The following is a 16,921-nucleotide window of genomic DNA, read 5'->3' on the forward strand; positions in this document are numbered from 1 at the left end:
AATGAATAGAATATTTTTCCTGTTACTTGTTTTATTAATCCCCATACTGCATTCTTTCGCCCAGGAAAGGGATCTGAATAAAATTGCAGGCACAATTGAAAAAGAGGCCAAAACACTTTATAACTCCGAGTGGGCATCGTGGTATGGCACTGATATCTTTTTAGAAAAATGTAAGGATAAACAGCAGGCGGCCGGAGGCTTTATCTCGTACGAAACACCAACCGGCCGTAATAATGTTTTCTACTCGCGCGATGAATCGCCCAGAGCATTGATAACCATAGCTTTCGGTTCGGACTTTAACGCGGCCAATTACACACTTGATACTACAGCCAGAGCATTAACGCCTGCAGAGCGTGAATTGTATGAGTTAAAAAATGCCGCGCAGCAATGTATGGTGCACGATTCCACATTCAAGGTGTTTAACAATACCAATTTAAACCCGGTGCCAATTATCCAAAACGGTGTTAAAAAAGTGTATGTGCTAACCGGGCCTAAAGTAACCGGCGTAGTACTATTTGGGAATGATTATCTGATTAATTTTGATAAGGATAATAAGGTAACCGAAGTGAAAAAACTGCATAAAAGTCTTATTCCATCCTACTATTCAAAGCCGGGTGCAGATAGCAGCAAAATTCAGGTATCGGCCATGCACTCGCATTTGCCGGAGTTTGATGGTTTTATAACGGTTACCGATATCTGTACTCTGATGTTGTATGAGAAATTTACAACATGGAACCAATATATGGTGGTGTCGAAAGATTTTATATCGCTATGGGACTGTAAAAAGAATTCGCTTGTAATATTAACTACCGAAGCCTGGAAAAAAATAATGGATGATCAGCCGGAACGAATCAAAAGGGAGTAAATCACCCACCTGTTTATCTTTTACCTGTACAAACTTTTACTCTCAATAAACTTCAGCACCGCATCGGGCACAAAATACTGCACGTTCTTTTTTTCGGCGATGGATTTGCGGATAAAGGTTGCAGATAGTTCCATCTGTGGCGTCATGGTAATGGTTACCGAAGGATGATCGGCCAGTTCGGCGTTTTCATAACCGGGGCGTGGGTATACGTAGATGCGGTAATCGCGCAGAATAAGCTTATAATTTTTCCATTTATGCAGGGTGCCCAGGTTATCCGACCCCATAATGAGGGCAAATTCATGCTCGGGGTATTTTTCCTTTAAGTGGGCAAGGGTATCAATAGTGTACGATGGCTGAGGCAGTTTTAACTCCACATCGCTTACGCTGATATTGGTTGCATTATCGGTAGCCAGGCGGGCCATCTCCAGCCTGTCGTAGGTATTGATCAGGTCGCCGTATTTTTTCAGCGGGTTTTGGGGCGATACCACCAACCACACCTTATCAAGCGTGGTATGGTTAGCCATGTAGTTAGCTATAATTAAATGCCCTATGTGTATAGGATTAAATGAACCAAACAGTAAGCCAATTTTCATATCAGTTTGCAGTTTTCAGTTGGTAGTTTGCAGTTGGTTAACGGCAACTGTTTTTACAGGGTTTGGCCTTTTTATTGGCCTGCCCCAAATTTTCCGGGATTGTCGATCATGTATTGAACGAGACGTCCTATTTCATCAGACAATGAGTGTAATTTATCGTAAACCTCGTTGTTAATATAATTACAAGCCAACGAAAACTCAAGCCAGCCTTGTGTTTCGCTGTTTTCCATATCAACGTCGGTTAATTTGCTTACAAAGTGATTTGGAAAGCGACGCTTGCGATAAGCTTCAATAGTACAGATGTTTGCAGATCTTGATGATCGGCGGATTTGTCTATGAGTGAAAATGTTTCTTCTTTCGGAAATTGTTTTGTGACAAAATAAATCTCCATAGCAAGACTAAAACTTTTCTTGTACAGCAATAAGTCTTTATAAGTTCCCATTAATTACTGCAAACTGCCAACAGAAAACTGCAAACTATTTTGTTAAAAACGCGCTCACCAATTCCTCAGCTTCTTTGCAAGCCGTTTCAAGATCGTAATTTTTTAGGATAATATCAAACTGGGGTGCGTATTTAAGCTCTTTTTCGGCTTTTGCAAAACGTTCCTGCAGTTTTTCTTCGCTATCGGTACCGCGGCCGGTTAACCGCTCAATCAAAACCTCCAATGATGGCGGCTGAACAAATATAGCCAATGCCTGTGCGCCGTATTTACGCTTAAGGTGCAGGCCGCCCTCTACATCAATATCAAATATCACGGTTTTACCGTTTGCCCAGATGCGTTCAATCTCGGTACGCAGGGTACCATAAAATGTACCGGTGTAAACCTCTTCAAATTCTACAAATTGCTTTTTGGCAATTCGGTGCAAAAACTCTTCCTTGCTGATGAAGTAATAATCCTGTTCATGTACTTCATCGCCACGGCGCTCGCGCGTGGTGGCCGAAATAGAAAATTCGAGCGTAGGGATCTTCCCCAGCAAATGGTGTACTATAGTGGTTTTACCCGCTCCCGACGGAGCCGAAAATATGATGAGTTTACCGTTTTGGCTCATAGTTCATGGTTCATAGTTCATGGTTTATAGTTGGTTTTAGTAAATGGAATGTAGCAGCCATGAACTATGAACCAACAACTATGAACTTTACAATACGTTTAAAAGCTGTTCTTTAATTTTTTCAAGTTCTTCTTTCATGCCTACAACCAGTTTCTGGATGTTGGCATCGTTGGCTTTCGAGCCAAGGGTGTTTATTTCCCTGCCTATCTCCTGCGAAATAAAACCCAGCTTTTTGCCATTGGCGTCGGCATTTTTAAGGGTTTCGATAAAATATTCGCAATGAGCTTTAAGCCTTACCTTTTCTTCGGTGATATCAAGCTTATCGATGTAATAGATCAATTCCTGCTCAAAGCGGTTTTGATCGATAGCTTCGCGGTTAGCTGCTTCGGCCAAAAAGGTATCCAGGCGCTCGCGGATCAGGGGTACCCGTTTAGGGTCTTCCAGTTCAACCAGCTCAAGGTTTTTAAGGATGGTGCCGATGCGCTGTTTCAGGTCCTGCTCAATCACATTACCCTCCTGCGCCCTAAAATCCTGGAAAGCGGCCAGTGCCTGCTGAAATGTTTTTTCAACAGCTTTCCACTCATCTTCAGATATGGTATCCTCTTCGTATTTAACCACCTCGGGCAAGCCTAATGCTAATTGCAGCAGGTTGCCGGTTGGTTCGCCAAGCTCTTCGCTTACTGTTTTAAGCTGCTGGTAGTAGTGTTTCAACAGATCTTTATCAATACCGGCAGCTTTAACGGCCTGGCCAACCTGTTCCACATTGATGGATAAATTCACTTTACCGCGCTCAATAAGCTTGCTGCAATCATTACGCAGCTGAAACTCTTTTTCGGCGAAAATTTTCGGTAAACGAAGCGATAACTCTAAAAATTTGCTGTTCAGGGATTTAACCTCTACGGTATATTTTGTATTGCCGGTATCAAAACTGGCAATTCCATACCCTGTCATGGATTTTATCATGTGCAAAGATAGTAAATTTAGAGATTAGTGGTTTGAGGTTAGAGATTAGGAATTTACCGGGAGATTAGAGGTTGGAGATTAGAGGTTAGGCTGATTTTTGAGAGATTAGAGGTTGGAGGTTAGAGATTAGGTTGGCTTTTGAGACAAAAAACTAATCTCTAACCTCCAACCTCTAATCTCTGATCTCCAACCTCTAATCACCAGCGCGCAAGCGCGCCCTTTAACACTTTTTCACATTTGGTATAAAATACAACTCCTATATTTACGTTCAATTATCACTAATGCATAATCGTTTTTACCTGCATATCATAGGCTTATTATGCCTGTTTACCATTAGCGCTTCGGCACAGGAGTTTACCCTGAAAGGGATAACTTCCAAAAAAAGTTCGCCCGACAGGGTTGGGCAGGTGCTGATCAAAGACCTTAATACCAAGGTGATGATGATGAGCGATGATGTTGGCTGGTTTACCATTAAAACCCGCATAGGTGATACCCTGCTATTTACCAAAGACGAATATACCCCGCTAAAAGTAGTTGTGTTAAACAACAGCGATATGCCCGTTGCCCTGCAACCCGTTATTAAACTAAGCGAGGTGAAAATTGTAGGCCAAACCAAAAGGCAGGAGCTTAATGAGGTAATGAACGAGTATAAAAAGCAGGGAGCCTATTACAACGGAAAGCCACCCATATTATCCATGTTATCAAACCCATTGCAGGGCGTGTATGAGCTTTTTGGTAAAACCCCCGGCCGCGCCCGCCGCTTTGCACGCGATGCAAAAAGCGAACTGGAGCAGGCCGAAATTAATAAGCGCTACAACATTCCGTTTGTGAAGCAGTACACCGGCCTGGCAACCGATACACTGGCCCGTAAATTCATGAATTACTACAGCCCAACGTACGAAGATTTGAAAGGCTGGACACAGTACGACCTGATTAAGCACATGCTGAAAGCCTATAATTATTATAAGGACAGCAATGAAAAGGATAAGCTTGAAAGCCTGAATAGCCCTACCTTTATTAAGCAGGATACCACCGTAAAACTTGGCGAGGGACCGGTAACGTTGAAGAAGCCTAATCAGTAAACGCCATATCTTTTCGTTGTTTTATGGGTTTATAGCGAGATCAACCCCTTCTCCGTTAATTTATCCAGGTAAATATCAATCTCTGAATCGCCCATGCCAAAAATAGCCTCGTTTTTCCAGAAGGTTTTGTAAAGATCTATTTTGGTTTTTGCACCGCCATTATAGATCCCGAGCAGTTTTTGTTCAATATAACTTAAGCCATCAGCATTAACCTGCAAACGTTTAAGATGTGCTTTTAATGCAGGTTTAAGCAGCGGTATGCCTCCCCAAAAAGTATTTTCATTAAGCCATTTTTCCAGCGCGGCTGTATCATTGTTTACATATAAGCGCCATGCATCGGCGGCAAGGCCAAGCTCCCATTCGTTAAGGCGTTCGCGGGCATCGTATAGTTCTTCAAATTGCCGGCCGGTTAGTTCGCCGAGGCCTTTTTTATTTTCAAACTGTACGCAATCGGCCAAACAAATCAGATAAATAGCCGGGGCCGACATATCGGTTTTTAACGAAAGTATCTCCAGCACACCCAGCAGGTTTACCTGGCAATGCAAATCAAACTCAAACCACAGGTTAATCTCCTTGTAGGGACAGTTCAGTTTGCCCAATTCATCCAATACTTTATGCTGATAATCATCGGCCGGAGCATCAAATGCACGGCCTATCCAATCGCGGCGGTCGTTCCAGAAATCTGCGGAAAGAATGTTTTCCTGTAGAGGCCCTTCAGAAAATACCTCGCGCCAAACCATAACATCGCCGTCAAGACCTGTTTGCTCAAAACCATCTAAGGCAGCATCGCCGTTTAAAATGTGGAGAATGGAGTTCATAGAGGCTAAGTTAAAAAAATAATGCCCCTCAGCCCCCTAAAGGAGGAGTTTTTGATTTGTTATGACAATAATGAAAATTATTGGCCCCCGATAGCAAACAAGCCCCGCCAGGACGGCAGGGCTGTCTCATAAAAACTATTTATAACTGATTGCGAAATCCTTATTTAATTACGAGCAACCCATCGAGTTGCCGCAGTTAAGGCATTTGTAACAGGTGCCCGAACGTACGGTGGTATGCCCGCAAACATTGCAGCTGGGCGCATCGCTCTGCACACCCATACTAACATCGAAAGATAGGCCTTTTCTTTGAATATTTACAGCGTTATCTGCATATACCTGATTTCCGGTAGATGATGGGGTATAAACATTTGTCTCGTCGGTATTGAAATCGGCATCATCCATCTGTGGGTTGCCCAGCGTGCCATTCGCCTCGGTAATTACATGCACCAGGTCGGTACGGTTCTGGTATTCATAGCCCAGCATTCTGAAAATATAATCGATGATGGATGTGGCACTCTTAATGTTCGGGTGGCCAATTACCATGCCTGCCGGCTCAAAGCGGGTAAAGGTGAATTTCTCTACATATTCTTCCAGTGGCACACCATATTGCAAACCAACCGAAACGGCAATGGCAAAACAGTTCATCAACGAACGGAAGGTGGCCCCCTCTTTATGCATATCCACAAAAATCTCGCCCAGGGTACCGTCTTCGTATTCGCCGGTGCGCACAAAAACATTTTGACCGCCTATGTTGGCTTTTTGGGTGAAACCACGGCGCTTGTACGGCAGGTTTTTCTTTTCCACCACGCGCGACAACTGGCGCATAAAAGCCGTATCCTTCGATTTTTCCATAATGGCCATGGCTGCTTCAATTACCTGCTCGGGTGTTAGATCGGCCAGTTTTACGTTGGCGGCCTCGCCTAAAACCTCTTCAACCGTATCCAGCTTATCATCTGCTTCCTCTTTCACATCCGATTTGGTTGAGAGCGGCTGCGATAGTTTACAACCATCGCGGTAAAGCGCATTGGCTTTCAGGCCAAGTTTCCAGGATAGCTCATAGCAATCTTTAATTTCATCAACCCGGGCTTCGTTTGGCAGGTTGATGGTTTTGGAGATAGCGCCCGAAAGAAAAGGCTGGGCGGCGGCCATCATTTTGATGTGGCCATGTGCATGGATATAACGCTCGCCTTTGGTGCCGCATTTGTTGGCGCAATCAAAAATAGGGTAGTGCTGTAATTTTAAGTACGGCGCACCTTCAATGGTCATGGTACCGCAGATGTATTCGTTAGCTTCGGCAATTTGTTTTTTGCTGAAGCCGATAGCCCGGAGTAAATTAAAATCAGGCGCATTATATTGCTCAGCCGTTAACCCCATGCGTTTTAAACACTCTTCGCCTAATGACCATACATTAAACGCGAAACTGATCTCGAAAGCGGATGCCAGGCCTTTCTCTACCTTTTCCACCTCATCATCAGTAAAACCTTTGGCTTTGAGGGTATCTAAGTTGATATGCGGTGCACCTTTTAAGGTTGCGGCTCCTTTAGCATAGTTAACTATGGCGGTAACTTCATGCTCCTGGTAACCTAAATTGCGCAGGGCTTCGGGCACAGCCTGGTTAATAATTTTGAAGTAGCCGCCGCCCGATAGTTTTTTAAATTTAACCAGCGCAAAATCGGGTTCGATGCCGGTGGTATCGCAATCCATCACCAGGCCGATAGTGCCGGTTGGCGCAATAACGGTGGTTTGGGCGTTACGGTAGCCATATTTTTCGCCCATTTCTACAGCCCTGTCCCAGGCATTGCAAGCGGCCGAAAGCAGGTAATCGGGGCAGATTTTTTGATCGATACCCGGAGGGGTTATTTCCAGACCCTCAAAATTTTCTGTCGAGTTATAGGCCGCGTATCGGTGGTTGCGCATTACGCGCATCATGTGCTCCCTGTTATCATTATACCGGCTAAAAGCGCCTAATTCGCGAGCTATCTCGGCCGAGGTGGCATAAGCAGTGCCAGTCATGATAGCCGTAATGGCACCGCCAATGGCGCGGGCTTCATCGCTGTCATACGCAATGCCGCTTACCATCAGGGCCGAGCCTAAGTTGGCATAGCCGAGGCCCAGTGTGCGGTAATCATAAGATAGCTGTGCCACTTCTTTTGATGGGAACTGGGCCATCAGCACCGAGATCTCCAATACGATGGTCCACATGCGGCAGGCGTGCTCAAAGCCCTTTACATCAAACACGCGGGTTTGCGGGTTAAAGAAATGGGCAAGGTTGATGGATGCGAGGTTGCAGGCCGTATTATCCAAAAACATGTATTCTGAGCAGGGGTTGGAAGCATTGATGCGGCCGCCTTCGGGGCAGGTGTGCCACTCATTAATGGTGCTGTCAAACTGCACACCCGGATCGGCACAGGCCCAGGCTGCAAAGGCTATATCATCCCATAACTTTTGTGATGAGATTGATTTAACTGTTTTGCCGCTCATGCGGCTGATTAAGTTCCAGGCCGAACCGGTTTTTAAAGCGGTGAAAAAGCTGTTGGGAATGCGTACTGAATTGTTGGAGTTTTGCCCGGATACGGTGCGATAAGCTTCGCCCTCATAATCCGACGAGTAACCGGCAGCTATCAACGCAGCTACTTTTTTTTCTTCCTCCACCTTCCAGTTTACAAAACCTTCTATCTCCGGATGATCCAGATCAAGGCAAACCATTTTGGCCGCGCGGCGGGTTGTTCCGCCCGATTTGATGGCCCCGGCCGCCCTGTCGCCAATTTTCAGGAACGACATCAGGCCTGATGAATAGCCGCCGCCGGATAGTTTTTCACTTTCGCCGCGGATTTTTGAATAGTTGGTGCCCACGCCCGATCCGTATTTAAAAATGCGGGCTTCACGTACCCACAGATCCATAATGCCGCCCTCGTTTACCAAATCGTCATCAACCGAAAGGATGAAGCAGGCATGCGGCTGCGGCCGCTCATAAGCCGATGTTGATTTGCTTAACTGTTCGGTAACCGGATCAACAAAATAATGGCCCTGCGGCTTGCCTGTAATACCGTACGAGGTATGTAAACCGGTATTGAACCACTGCGGCGAGTTTGGCGCAGCCTGCTGCCCAACAATGGTATAAACAATTTCATCATAAAATATTTCGGCATCTTTTGGCGTAGCGAAGTAACCATAGCGCATGCCCCAATCCTTCCAGCAATTGGCCATACGGTGGGCAACCTGCTTAATGCTTTTTTCTGATCCGGTTGTACCATCGGGCTGTGGCACACCAGCCTTGCGGAAATATTTTTGAGCTAAGATATCCGTTGCCACCTGCGACCAGCCCGCCGGTACCTCTACATCATTCATCTCAAATACGGCATCGCCCGAGGGGTTGCGGATTACCGACGATCGTTTTTCATACTTAAACAGGTCATAAACGCTTGTGCCTTCCCTGCTGAAATAGCGTTGTGTTTTGAGTCCCTTTCCTTCGCTTGCGGAGGCTTTTTTGGTAATGTTTTTAGCCATAGCTTTTCCCTAATTATGATAACAGTTAAACAAGTAGATGCAACACAAAAAAGGTTCAGGGGTTTTAGATCAAAGCTATTAGTATACTGAATAGCATACCAGTTGGAGTTTTCCACAGGATGAAAGAAAACGGCCCAAGCTGAACTTACCAGAATTTAAATTAGCTGTTTTTTAGCTGTTTATGGTGTTAATAACTCAAAAGTAGTGCAATCGAAATAGCGATAAGGGGAATATATTTTAGCATGACGAAGGTGGCTACCCTAAAACTGTAGTGCCGAACTAAATTCAGGTGCTGGTGCACGCGTGCCGCGTATACCTTTATGAGAGTTATATAAAGATCACATCAGGACAATGCCGAAATAACTGGGACCCATATAAGGGCGCAGACGGATGCCGGGAGATAAATGGCGACGATGTGCATACGGGGTACACGCGGCACGCGTGCACCAGCAATAAAAAGAAATGAAAACTCATCAAATAAAAACTCCCGGCAGCAATCATGCTACCGGGAGTTTATTATATAGCTTTTAAACTGATTAGAAAATATTATTTAAGCGTAATACTGGTTTTACCCATAGTGCCGCCATCAGCATACAGCATAATGGTGTAGGTGCCTTTTTGAAATGGCAGGGTTGGGTTAATCCAATCGATAGTATACTGTGCGCCGTCGTCTTTAAAATCAATAGCGGTTTTGTAGGTGTATTGCAAATCCTGGCCATCGGCGCTGAATGTGCCCGAATCAGGAGCGGTGATCAGGTTACCGGTTGGATCTATCACACGCACATAAATATCGTGCATAGCTTTGGTTGCCAGTGTGTTGCTTGCAACTGTGAAGTTAATTTTCAGTTTTTTGGCCGGGCCGGCGCGGGTTACATCAACCTCTTTACCGCTGCCTTTTATTTTGTAGGCAACTACATCTGTTGTAGCCAGCTTAAGTGCCTGCGCCACTTTAACCTTAGCGCCCAGATCTTCATTTTGTTTTGATAGCGTATCCACCTTTTTTGATACCGTAGCCAGGTTGGTTTTCAGCGTATCGCGCTCGGTGGCAAGGGTGGTGTTTTGTTTTTTCAGTTCCTCAATCTGGGCAGTGTAGTTGGTTACAAAGTAACGCAGCTGTTTAACGTCTTCCTGCACTTTGGCAAGTTCATGGGCGGTAAGTTTGCCTTTGGCCAGCTTTGCCCGCAATACTTTAATGGTCGATTTCAGCGAGTCGTTTTTAGCGGTTAATTCGGCAGTCATTTTGGCTTTGCCTGCAGTTACCTGCTCCACCTGCGATTCGAGACTGTCCAGTTCGGTTTGCAGCTTTGTTTGCTCATCATGCTGATAAACTATTTTTTTATCAGAGTTGTTTTTTTGCAGGTACAGGTAAACATCGGTTCCTAACAAAGCAAGTACAACCACAATTAAAAAATAAATAACGTTCGAGTTTTTTTTAGGTTGTTGCCCAGATTGGTTTTCCATAGCAATTAAATGTTTTAAGTTTTAGCATAGTAAGCCGTGTGATAACACCGTTTTTACTATTGTGTTTAAAAAAATGGGGCATATCAACGGTTAATTGATATAACCTGTTTTCCTGTAGGCTTATACAGGTGTTTTATTTTTGGCGATTAAACGTATTGAACGTTGAAACACTAAAAATATGATTTTAAATAAAATTTACTGCATTAATTGTGTAGGCGTAAAGCTAAATTAAATACAATATGTTTAAAACACAATAAAGGTTGGTTTTTTATACTTGATAATAAACCCGCTACGTTAGTAGTTTATATCTTTGCAGCGCTTACGTTTAAATCTGTTTAATGCATATATCCCAACGCCTCATACTCCTGATTGTAATTCTGTTTGCAAGCCTCCGTGCAACCGCACAACCGGCCGAGCTTGTTCCCGCCCCGGTTGATGTTAAAATGCAGCCCAAACGCGAATTCAGGGGAGTATGGATAGCTACCGTAGTTAATATCGATTGGCCAACCAACTCCAAATCGCCATCCGATAAGCAAAAGCAGGAACTGATTAATATCCTCAACTCGCACCAGGAAACAGGTATTAACGCGGTGATGCTGCAGGTAAGGCCCGCTGCCGATGCTTTCTACGCCAAAAGCCGCGAGCCATGGTCAAAATATTTAACCGGAAAACAGGGGCAGGGGCCTACTCCTGCTTATGATCCGCTGGAGTTTGCCATTGCCGAGGCACACAAGCGTGGCATGGAACTGCATGCCTGGTTTAACCCCTACCGGGCCACTTTTGATGGTAATTTTGCAGCATTGAGTCCGCAGCATATCACCAAAATAAAGCCTGAGTGGTTTTTTACCTACGGCGGCATCAAAACCTTTAACCCGGGTTTGCCCGAGGTGCGCGATTATATTGTACAGGTGATACTGGATGTGGTTGATAATTATGATATCGACGGTGTACACATGGATGATTACTTTTATCCATATCCCATTGCCGGCCAAAAAATAAACGACGATGCAACCTTTAAGCAATACGGCGAAGGTTATGACAATATCAAAGACTGGCGCCGCCACAATGTTGATCTGCTGATCCACATGATTGCCGACAGCGTACATGCGCACGATCCTAACATTAAATTTGGTATCAGTCCGTTTGGCATCTGGGCAAACAAGACGCAAAATGAAGAGGGCTCGGAAACTAACGGAGGCTCGTCATATTATGAAAACTATGCCGATACCCGCAAATGGGTGCAGGAGGGCTGGATTGACTATATCAACCCACAGCTCTACTGGCAGATAGGCAACCGCGCTGCCGATTTTCAAAAGCTATTAAACTGGTGGGGCGATAATACCTTTGGCAGGCATTTATATATTGGCCAGGCCGCATATCGTATCAACGAGCGTAAGGTGCTGGCGTTTAAAAATCCATCACAACTGCCGCAACAGATTCAGCTGATTCGCGATAATCCGAGGGTACAGGGCAGCGTATACTTCAGTTCAAACTCGCTCACCAGCAATCCGCTGGGCTTTACCGACTCGCTGCGCGATAATTATTACCAGTACCCGGCCCTGCCGCCGGTAATGTTATGGCGCGATTCGATACCGCCTAATGCGCCGCAACAGCTAACCGCCAAAGCTATCGGCAGATCAGTTTCATTAAAATGGCTTACACCCACACAGGCCAAGGATGAAGAACCCGTTTATGGTTACGTGATTTACAGGTTTGATGATGGTGAAAAGATTAATGTGGATAACCCGAAAAACATCCTCAAAATAAAATACGATGCTGCATTAGGTTATGATGATAATACCGTGGTGAAGGGCAAAACCTATTTTTATGTGGTCACGGCGCTGGATAGGATGAAGAATGAGAGTGAGCGATCACCTACTATTGCGGTGACGGTACCGTAGTCTGAACCGGGATTTATGGGATTTTTTCGCTTTTGTCTGAACTCGAATTTATTGAATTAATGAATTGACAGAATAAATAAGTAAGTTCTGATAATACCCCCAAATTCGAGTTCAGACAAAACACTTGCATGCGGTCGTGGAGACACGACCGCCGGGGTAAAAGAAAGCTAAGCAAATTCGATAAATTCTAATAATTCCCCCAAATTCTGGTTCAGACAAATTCTGCTAATCCTAAAATTCTGTAAATTCTGATTCAGACAATTATATCCCCAAAGCCTCACAAGCTTTCTCAGCTGCCAGTTTCTCAGCATTCTTTTTGCTGAATTCTTTGCCAGATCCCATTACTTCGCCATCAATATTGGCTTGTACGGTGAAAAGTTTAGTACTTTCGCCGTCCTGGTTGGTTACCAGTTCAAAAATGATATCGCGGCCGTGGCGCTGGCACCATTCAATAAGCTTGCTTTTGAAATTGGTTTCCGTTTGCTCAAGCTTGTGGATATCAATATGGGGTTTAATGATGTGGTTAATCAGGAAGTTTTTGGTAAAATCGTACCCTTTATCAAGGTATACGGCACCAATAAGGGCTTCAAAGGCGTCGCCCAGTAATGATCCCTGCCTGCTTGAGTTAAGCATGCGGTTATCATATTCAATCAGTTTATCGAAACCAAGTTTTTTGCCAAGCGCGTTGAGGTTTACGCGGCTTACAATTTTTGAGCGCAATTCGGTGAGGAAACCCTCGTCCTCAAAAGGGTATAATTTGAATAATACTTCGGCAATAACGCTGCCCAGCACGGCATCACCCAGAAACTCCAGGCGTTCGTTGCTGTTCTTTACCCCCTTCTTAATGTTTTGCGCAACCGATTTGTGGCGAAAGGCCATTCGGTATAAAGACAAATTGCCCGGCACGAAGCCGAGCAAATTCTTTAATATTTTAACATATTTCCGGTTAGGGGACAGGTATAGTTTGTAGAACCGACTTATAGGCATCAAATTACCACAATTAATCTTCGTACTTTTTAAATATTACAGAAGCATTGTGGCCGCCAAAACCAAATCCGTTGCTCTGAACCATCCTTATATCGCGTTTTTGAGCGGTATTGAAAGTGAAATTGATCTTAGGATCAAAAGCAGGATCATCAGTAAAGTGATTAATGGTTGGAGGGATGATGCCGTTTTTCAACGCCAGTATCGACGCGATAGCTTCAACCGCACCGGCAGCACCTAAAAGGTGACCTGTCATTGATTTGGTTGAGCTAATGTTGATACGGTAAATATCATCGCCAAACACATCCTGTATTGCTTTTACTTCCTGCGGATCACCGATTGGGGTTGATGTGCCGTGAACGTTCACATAATCAATATCGGCAGGTGTTAAGTTTGCATCTTCAAGGGCCGCGCGCATTACAAATGCAGCACCTAAACCATCGGGGTGAGGGGCTGTCATGTGGTAAGCATCGGCGCTCATGCCGCCACCCACCATTTCGGCGTATATTTTAGCGCCGCGGGCTTTAGCATGCTCTAATTCTTCTAAAATGATGGTGCCTGCGCCTTCGCCTGCTACAAAGCCGTCGCGGTCCAGATCAAACGGGCGTGAAGCTGTTGCTGGATCGTCGTTACGGGTTGACAGGGCGTGCATAGCGTTAAAACCGCCGATACCGGCTTCGTTGATGATAGCTTCAGAACCACCGCTGATGAACATATTAGCTTTACCCAAACGGATATAGTTAAATGAATCGATAAGCGAGTTATTTGATGAAGCACATGCCGAAACGGTAGTGAAGTTAGGTCCACGCAAACCATATTTAATAGAAATATGGCCGGGGGCTATGTCGGCAATCATTTTAGGGATAAAGAAGGGGTTAAAACGTGGAGTACCATCGCCTTTGGCAAAAGTCATCACCTCGTCGAGGAAGGTTTTTAAACCGCCTATACCCGAACCCCAGATAACGCCTATACGGCTGGTATCCAGTTTCGAAAAATCTAATCCGGCATCCTGTACAGCTTCTTCGGTTGAGAAGAGCGCGTATTGAACAAAAGGATCCAATTTACGGGCGTCTTTACGGCCCAAAAAACCATCCGCGTCAAAGCCTTTCACTTCGCACGCGAATTTAGTTTTGAACTTTTCGGTATCAAAACTCTTAATCAAGGCAGCGCCACTTACTCCATTGATCAAGCCGTTCCAGTAATCTGCAACGGTATTACCAATAGGAGTAAGCGCTCCAAGCCCGGTTACTACAACTCTTTTAAACTCCATTTAATCCAGTTAGGGAGTTCTTATTTAACGTTTTTTTCAAGGTAAGCAACAGCCTGGCCTACAGTACCAATAGTTTCAGCCTGATCGTCAGGAATAGCCACGTTAAATTCTTTTTCAAACTCCATGATTAATTCCACGGTGTCTAACGAGTCGGCACCAAGATCATTGGTGAAACTCGCTTCTGGTGTAACTTCACTTTCGTCAACACCCAGTTTTTCTACGATAATAGCTTTTACTCTTGAAGCGATATCAGACATAGTCTTTATAGTTTAATGATTAATAAAAATTCTGTGCAAAGAAAAATAAATTCTGCCAATAAACAAATCTAAAACTTTTACAATATAAATCTCTAAACAAAATTTTATTGAAACGGTTTGTATTAGTAATTTTGACGCCGTAAAAGTAATGATTTTGAACAGGAAATTTTTAAAGTTTGAGATCGATTTTGATTTTGTGCTCATCGCGGTAACAACTTCACTTAAAGATTACCGCATTTGTTATCTTATCAACAAATATTTAAATTTTGATTTTGTTAAGGTTGATGACCTGGAAGTTGATATTTACCAGGGCAGCGAGCCTGTTTTATTCTCATTATACCGCTACAGTTGGGAAACTACCGAAACAGATTTTTATTTTATAGGTAATAAAGGATCAGATGGTTACCTTGTACCCGAAATAAAAAGTGCCGATTATTTTTTAATGATTCGTAACTATATAGATGATAATGAGCTTGATACAATAGTGTCATCCCTCAATAAAATACCCGAAGTGGTTGCGGCCGTAAAGATTGATCCAAAAAAAATAAAATCACGGGAAAATCTGTTATTTTAGCGCCGAATTTTAAAATGTTGGTTTTACAATCATTTATAATACCCTCCAGTTTTTAACCCGAATAATATGGAACTATACTATAATCGTACAAAAATTGTTGCCACCATGGGGCCGGCATCAGCTAAAAAAGATGTTTTATTAGCGATGATCAAGGCCGGTGTTAACATTTGCCGTCTTAATTTTTCGCACGGTAAGCCCGAAGATCATAAAGTAGTGATCGATCTTATCCGCGAAATTAACGAGCAATACAAAACCAACGTGGGCATCCTTGCCGATTTGCAGGGCCCTAAAATCCGTATCGGCCTTGTAAAAGACGGCGGTATTCACCTTGTAAACGGTACTCAGATTAAAATTACCACGCACGAGTGTATTGGTAATGATGAGCAGATTTACATCACTTACCCAACCTTCCCACAGGATGTACAGGCAAACGAAATTATTTTGCTTGATGATGGTAAACTGCAATTAAAAGTTATTGAAACCAACCGTGCCGATACTGTTATCTGCGAGGTTGTACATGGCGGTATCTTAACATCCCGTAAAGGTGTTAACCTGCCAAATACTAAAGTATCTATCCCAAGCTTAACCGAAGAGGATTTGATCAACCTTGAATTTGCCCTTAAACAGGATGTTGAATGGATAGGTTTATCATTTGTACGTACAGGCGAAGATATTATCGACCTGAAACGCATCATTGCCCGTAATGGTTCGGCAGCCAAAGTTATTGCCAAAGTTGAAAAGCCGGAGGCTATTGAAAATATTGATGCCATTGTTGCCGCTACAGACGGTGTGATGGTTGCCCGTGGCGACCTGGGTGTTGAAATGCCGCTTGAAGAAGTGCCTTTGCTGCAAAAAATGATTGCCCGTAAATGCCGTGCGGCTTCAAAACCGGTAATTGTTGCTACCCAGATGCTGGAGTCGATGATCACTACTCCGCGCCCAACCCGTGCCGAGGTGAATGACGTTGCCAACTCTGTACTTGACGGTGCCGATGCCGTGATGCTGAGCGGTGAAACATCTGTTGGTGAGTTCCCGGTTATCGTTATCGAAACTATGGCCAAAATTGTACGTAATGTTGAAGAGCTTGGCTATCCTTTCAATGCGCCTAAAGAGGCCGTTGTTAAAGACCCATCATCTCCAAACTTCCTGAGCAATGCCCTTTGCGAATCGGCGGTGCATATTGCCGGGCAAAGTAACGCTGCAGGTATCGTATCGATGACTACCTCGGGCTACACCGCTTTCGAAATTTCGAGCCACAGGCCTAAAGCCAGCACTTACATCTTTACTTCAAACAAACAGCTGTTAAACGCGCTGAGCCTGGTTTGGGGTGTGCGTACATTCTACTACGATCAGCTGGAAAGTACCGATCAAACTATTGCCGATGTAAACAATATTCTGAAAGCCGAAGGCTTGATTAAAACAGGCGATGTGGTTGTTAACACTGCTGCAACACCTATTATTAAACAAGGTAAAACCAATACGCTTAAATTAAGCGTTATTGAATAAGGCTTTATAAAAAATCTTACTTTTAATGAAGAAGGCTCGCCGGGTAACTGGCGGGCTTTTTTGTTGGATTTATTTTGAGCCAAAATTATAT

At 44.1% G+C, this 16,921-nt stretch carries 15 protein-coding genes; 5 read left to right on the forward strand and 10 right to left on the reverse strand.

What is annotated here, in order from left to right:
- The first annotated feature begins 1 nt into the window (after position 1).
- On the forward strand, positions 2–865 hold the full coding sequence (locus HYN43_RS25575) for a hypothetical protein (RefSeq protein ID WP_119406722.1): 864 nt from the start codon (positions 2–4) through the stop codon (positions 863–865).
- Between the two features lie 20 nt (positions 866–885).
- Here HYN43_RS25575 and nadD read toward each other — a convergent pair whose 3' ends face one another.
- The 4 genes from nadD to HYN43_RS25595 form a co-directional block, all read right to left on the reverse strand.
- Positions 886–1,458: a nicotinate (nicotinamide) nucleotide adenylyltransferase gene (nadD, locus tag HYN43_RS25580; protein ID WP_119406723.1), complete on the reverse strand. Its 573-nt coding sequence runs from the start codon at positions 1,456–1,458 to the stop codon at positions 886–888.
- Positions 1,459–1,529: 71 nt separating this feature from the next.
- Complete coding sequence (locus HYN43_RS30830; RefSeq protein WP_342633836.1) at positions 1,530–1,823, reverse strand: four helix bundle protein; 294 nt, start codon at positions 1,821–1,823, stop codon at positions 1,530–1,532.
- A 111-nt stretch (positions 1,824–1,934) separates the two neighbouring features.
- Positions 1,935–2,507, reverse strand: coding sequence for a guanylate kinase (gene gmk, locus HYN43_RS25590; protein WP_119406724.1), 573 nt, complete (start codon positions 2,505–2,507; stop codon positions 1,935–1,937).
- A gap of 87 nt (positions 2,508–2,594) precedes the next feature.
- Positions 2,595–3,470 (reverse strand): YicC/YloC family endoribonuclease, encoded by an 876-nt coding sequence (locus HYN43_RS25595; protein WP_245447017.1) that lies wholly within the window; start codon positions 3,468–3,470, stop codon positions 2,595–2,597.
- A gap of 281 nt (positions 3,471–3,751) precedes the next feature.
- Between HYN43_RS25595 and HYN43_RS25600 the strand changes: the two genes are divergently transcribed.
- Positions 3,752–4,552, forward strand: a complete 801-nt coding sequence (locus HYN43_RS25600; RefSeq protein WP_119406726.1) for a hypothetical protein — start codon at positions 3,752–3,754, stop codon at positions 4,550–4,552.
- 29 nt (positions 4,553–4,581) lie between these two features.
- On the opposite strand, the gene HYN43_RS25605 is transcribed toward HYN43_RS25600, so the two are convergent.
- The 3 genes from HYN43_RS25605 to HYN43_RS25615 form a co-directional block, all read right to left on the reverse strand.
- The gene (locus HYN43_RS25605) at positions 4,582–5,370 is read right to left on the reverse strand and encodes a DUF1835 domain-containing protein (RefSeq protein ID WP_119406727.1); all 789 of its coding nucleotides are present in this window, start codon (positions 5,368–5,370) and stop codon (positions 4,582–4,584) included.
- A gap of 168 nt (positions 5,371–5,538) precedes the next feature.
- Positions 5,539–8,877: a vitamin B12-dependent ribonucleotide reductase gene (locus tag HYN43_RS25610; RefSeq protein WP_119406728.1), complete on the reverse strand. Its 3,339-nt coding sequence runs from the start codon at positions 8,875–8,877 to the stop codon at positions 5,539–5,541.
- 546 nt (positions 8,878–9,423) lie between these two features.
- Complete coding sequence (locus tag HYN43_RS25615; protein ID WP_119406729.1) at positions 9,424–10,338, reverse strand: hypothetical protein; 915 nt, start codon at positions 10,336–10,338, stop codon at positions 9,424–9,426.
- Positions 10,339–10,676: 338 nt separating this feature from the next.
- On the opposite strand from HYN43_RS25615, the gene HYN43_RS25620 reads away from it, so the two are divergent.
- Entirely contained in the window at positions 10,677–12,239 is a 1,563-nt protein-coding gene (locus HYN43_RS25620; RefSeq protein WP_119406730.1) for a glycoside hydrolase family 10-like protein, read from the forward strand.
- 261 nt (positions 12,240–12,500) lie between these two features.
- Here the strand turns inward: HYN43_RS25620 and rnc are convergent, their stop codons facing one another.
- Genes rnc through HYN43_RS25635 form a run of 3 tightly spaced genes read right to left on the reverse strand, consistent with a single transcriptional unit; the run spans position 12,501 to position 14,750 of the window.
- On the reverse strand, positions 12,501–13,226 hold the full coding sequence (gene rnc / locus HYN43_RS25625) for a ribonuclease III (protein ID WP_119406731.1): 726 nt from the start codon (positions 13,224–13,226) through the stop codon (positions 12,501–12,503).
- Positions 13,227–13,239: 13 nt separating this feature from the next.
- Positions 13,240–14,493 (reverse strand): beta-ketoacyl-ACP synthase II, encoded by a 1,254-nt coding sequence (gene fabF, locus HYN43_RS25630; RefSeq protein ID WP_119406732.1) that lies wholly within the window; start codon positions 14,491–14,493, stop codon positions 13,240–13,242.
- A 20-nt stretch (positions 14,494–14,513) separates the two neighbouring features.
- Entirely contained in the window at positions 14,514–14,750 is a 237-nt protein-coding gene (locus HYN43_RS25635) for an acyl carrier protein (protein WP_031266521.1), read from the reverse strand.
- 148 nt (positions 14,751–14,898) lie between these two features.
- Here HYN43_RS25635 and HYN43_RS25640 point away from each other — a divergent pair, with 148 nt between their 5' ends.
- Complete coding sequence (locus tag HYN43_RS25640) at positions 14,899–15,324, forward strand: IPExxxVDY family protein (protein ID WP_245447019.1); 426 nt, start codon at positions 14,899–14,901, stop codon at positions 15,322–15,324.
- A gap of 66 nt (positions 15,325–15,390) precedes the next feature.
- Entirely contained in the window at positions 15,391–16,830 is a 1,440-nt protein-coding gene (gene pyk, locus HYN43_RS25645; RefSeq protein ID WP_119406733.1) for a pyruvate kinase, read from the forward strand.
- Positions 16,831–16,921 lie beyond the last annotated feature (91 nt).

This window comes from Mucilaginibacter celer, assembly GCF_003576455.2.
Classification (GTDB): domain Bacteria; phylum Bacteroidota; class Bacteroidia; order Sphingobacteriales; family Sphingobacteriaceae; genus Mucilaginibacter; species Mucilaginibacter celer.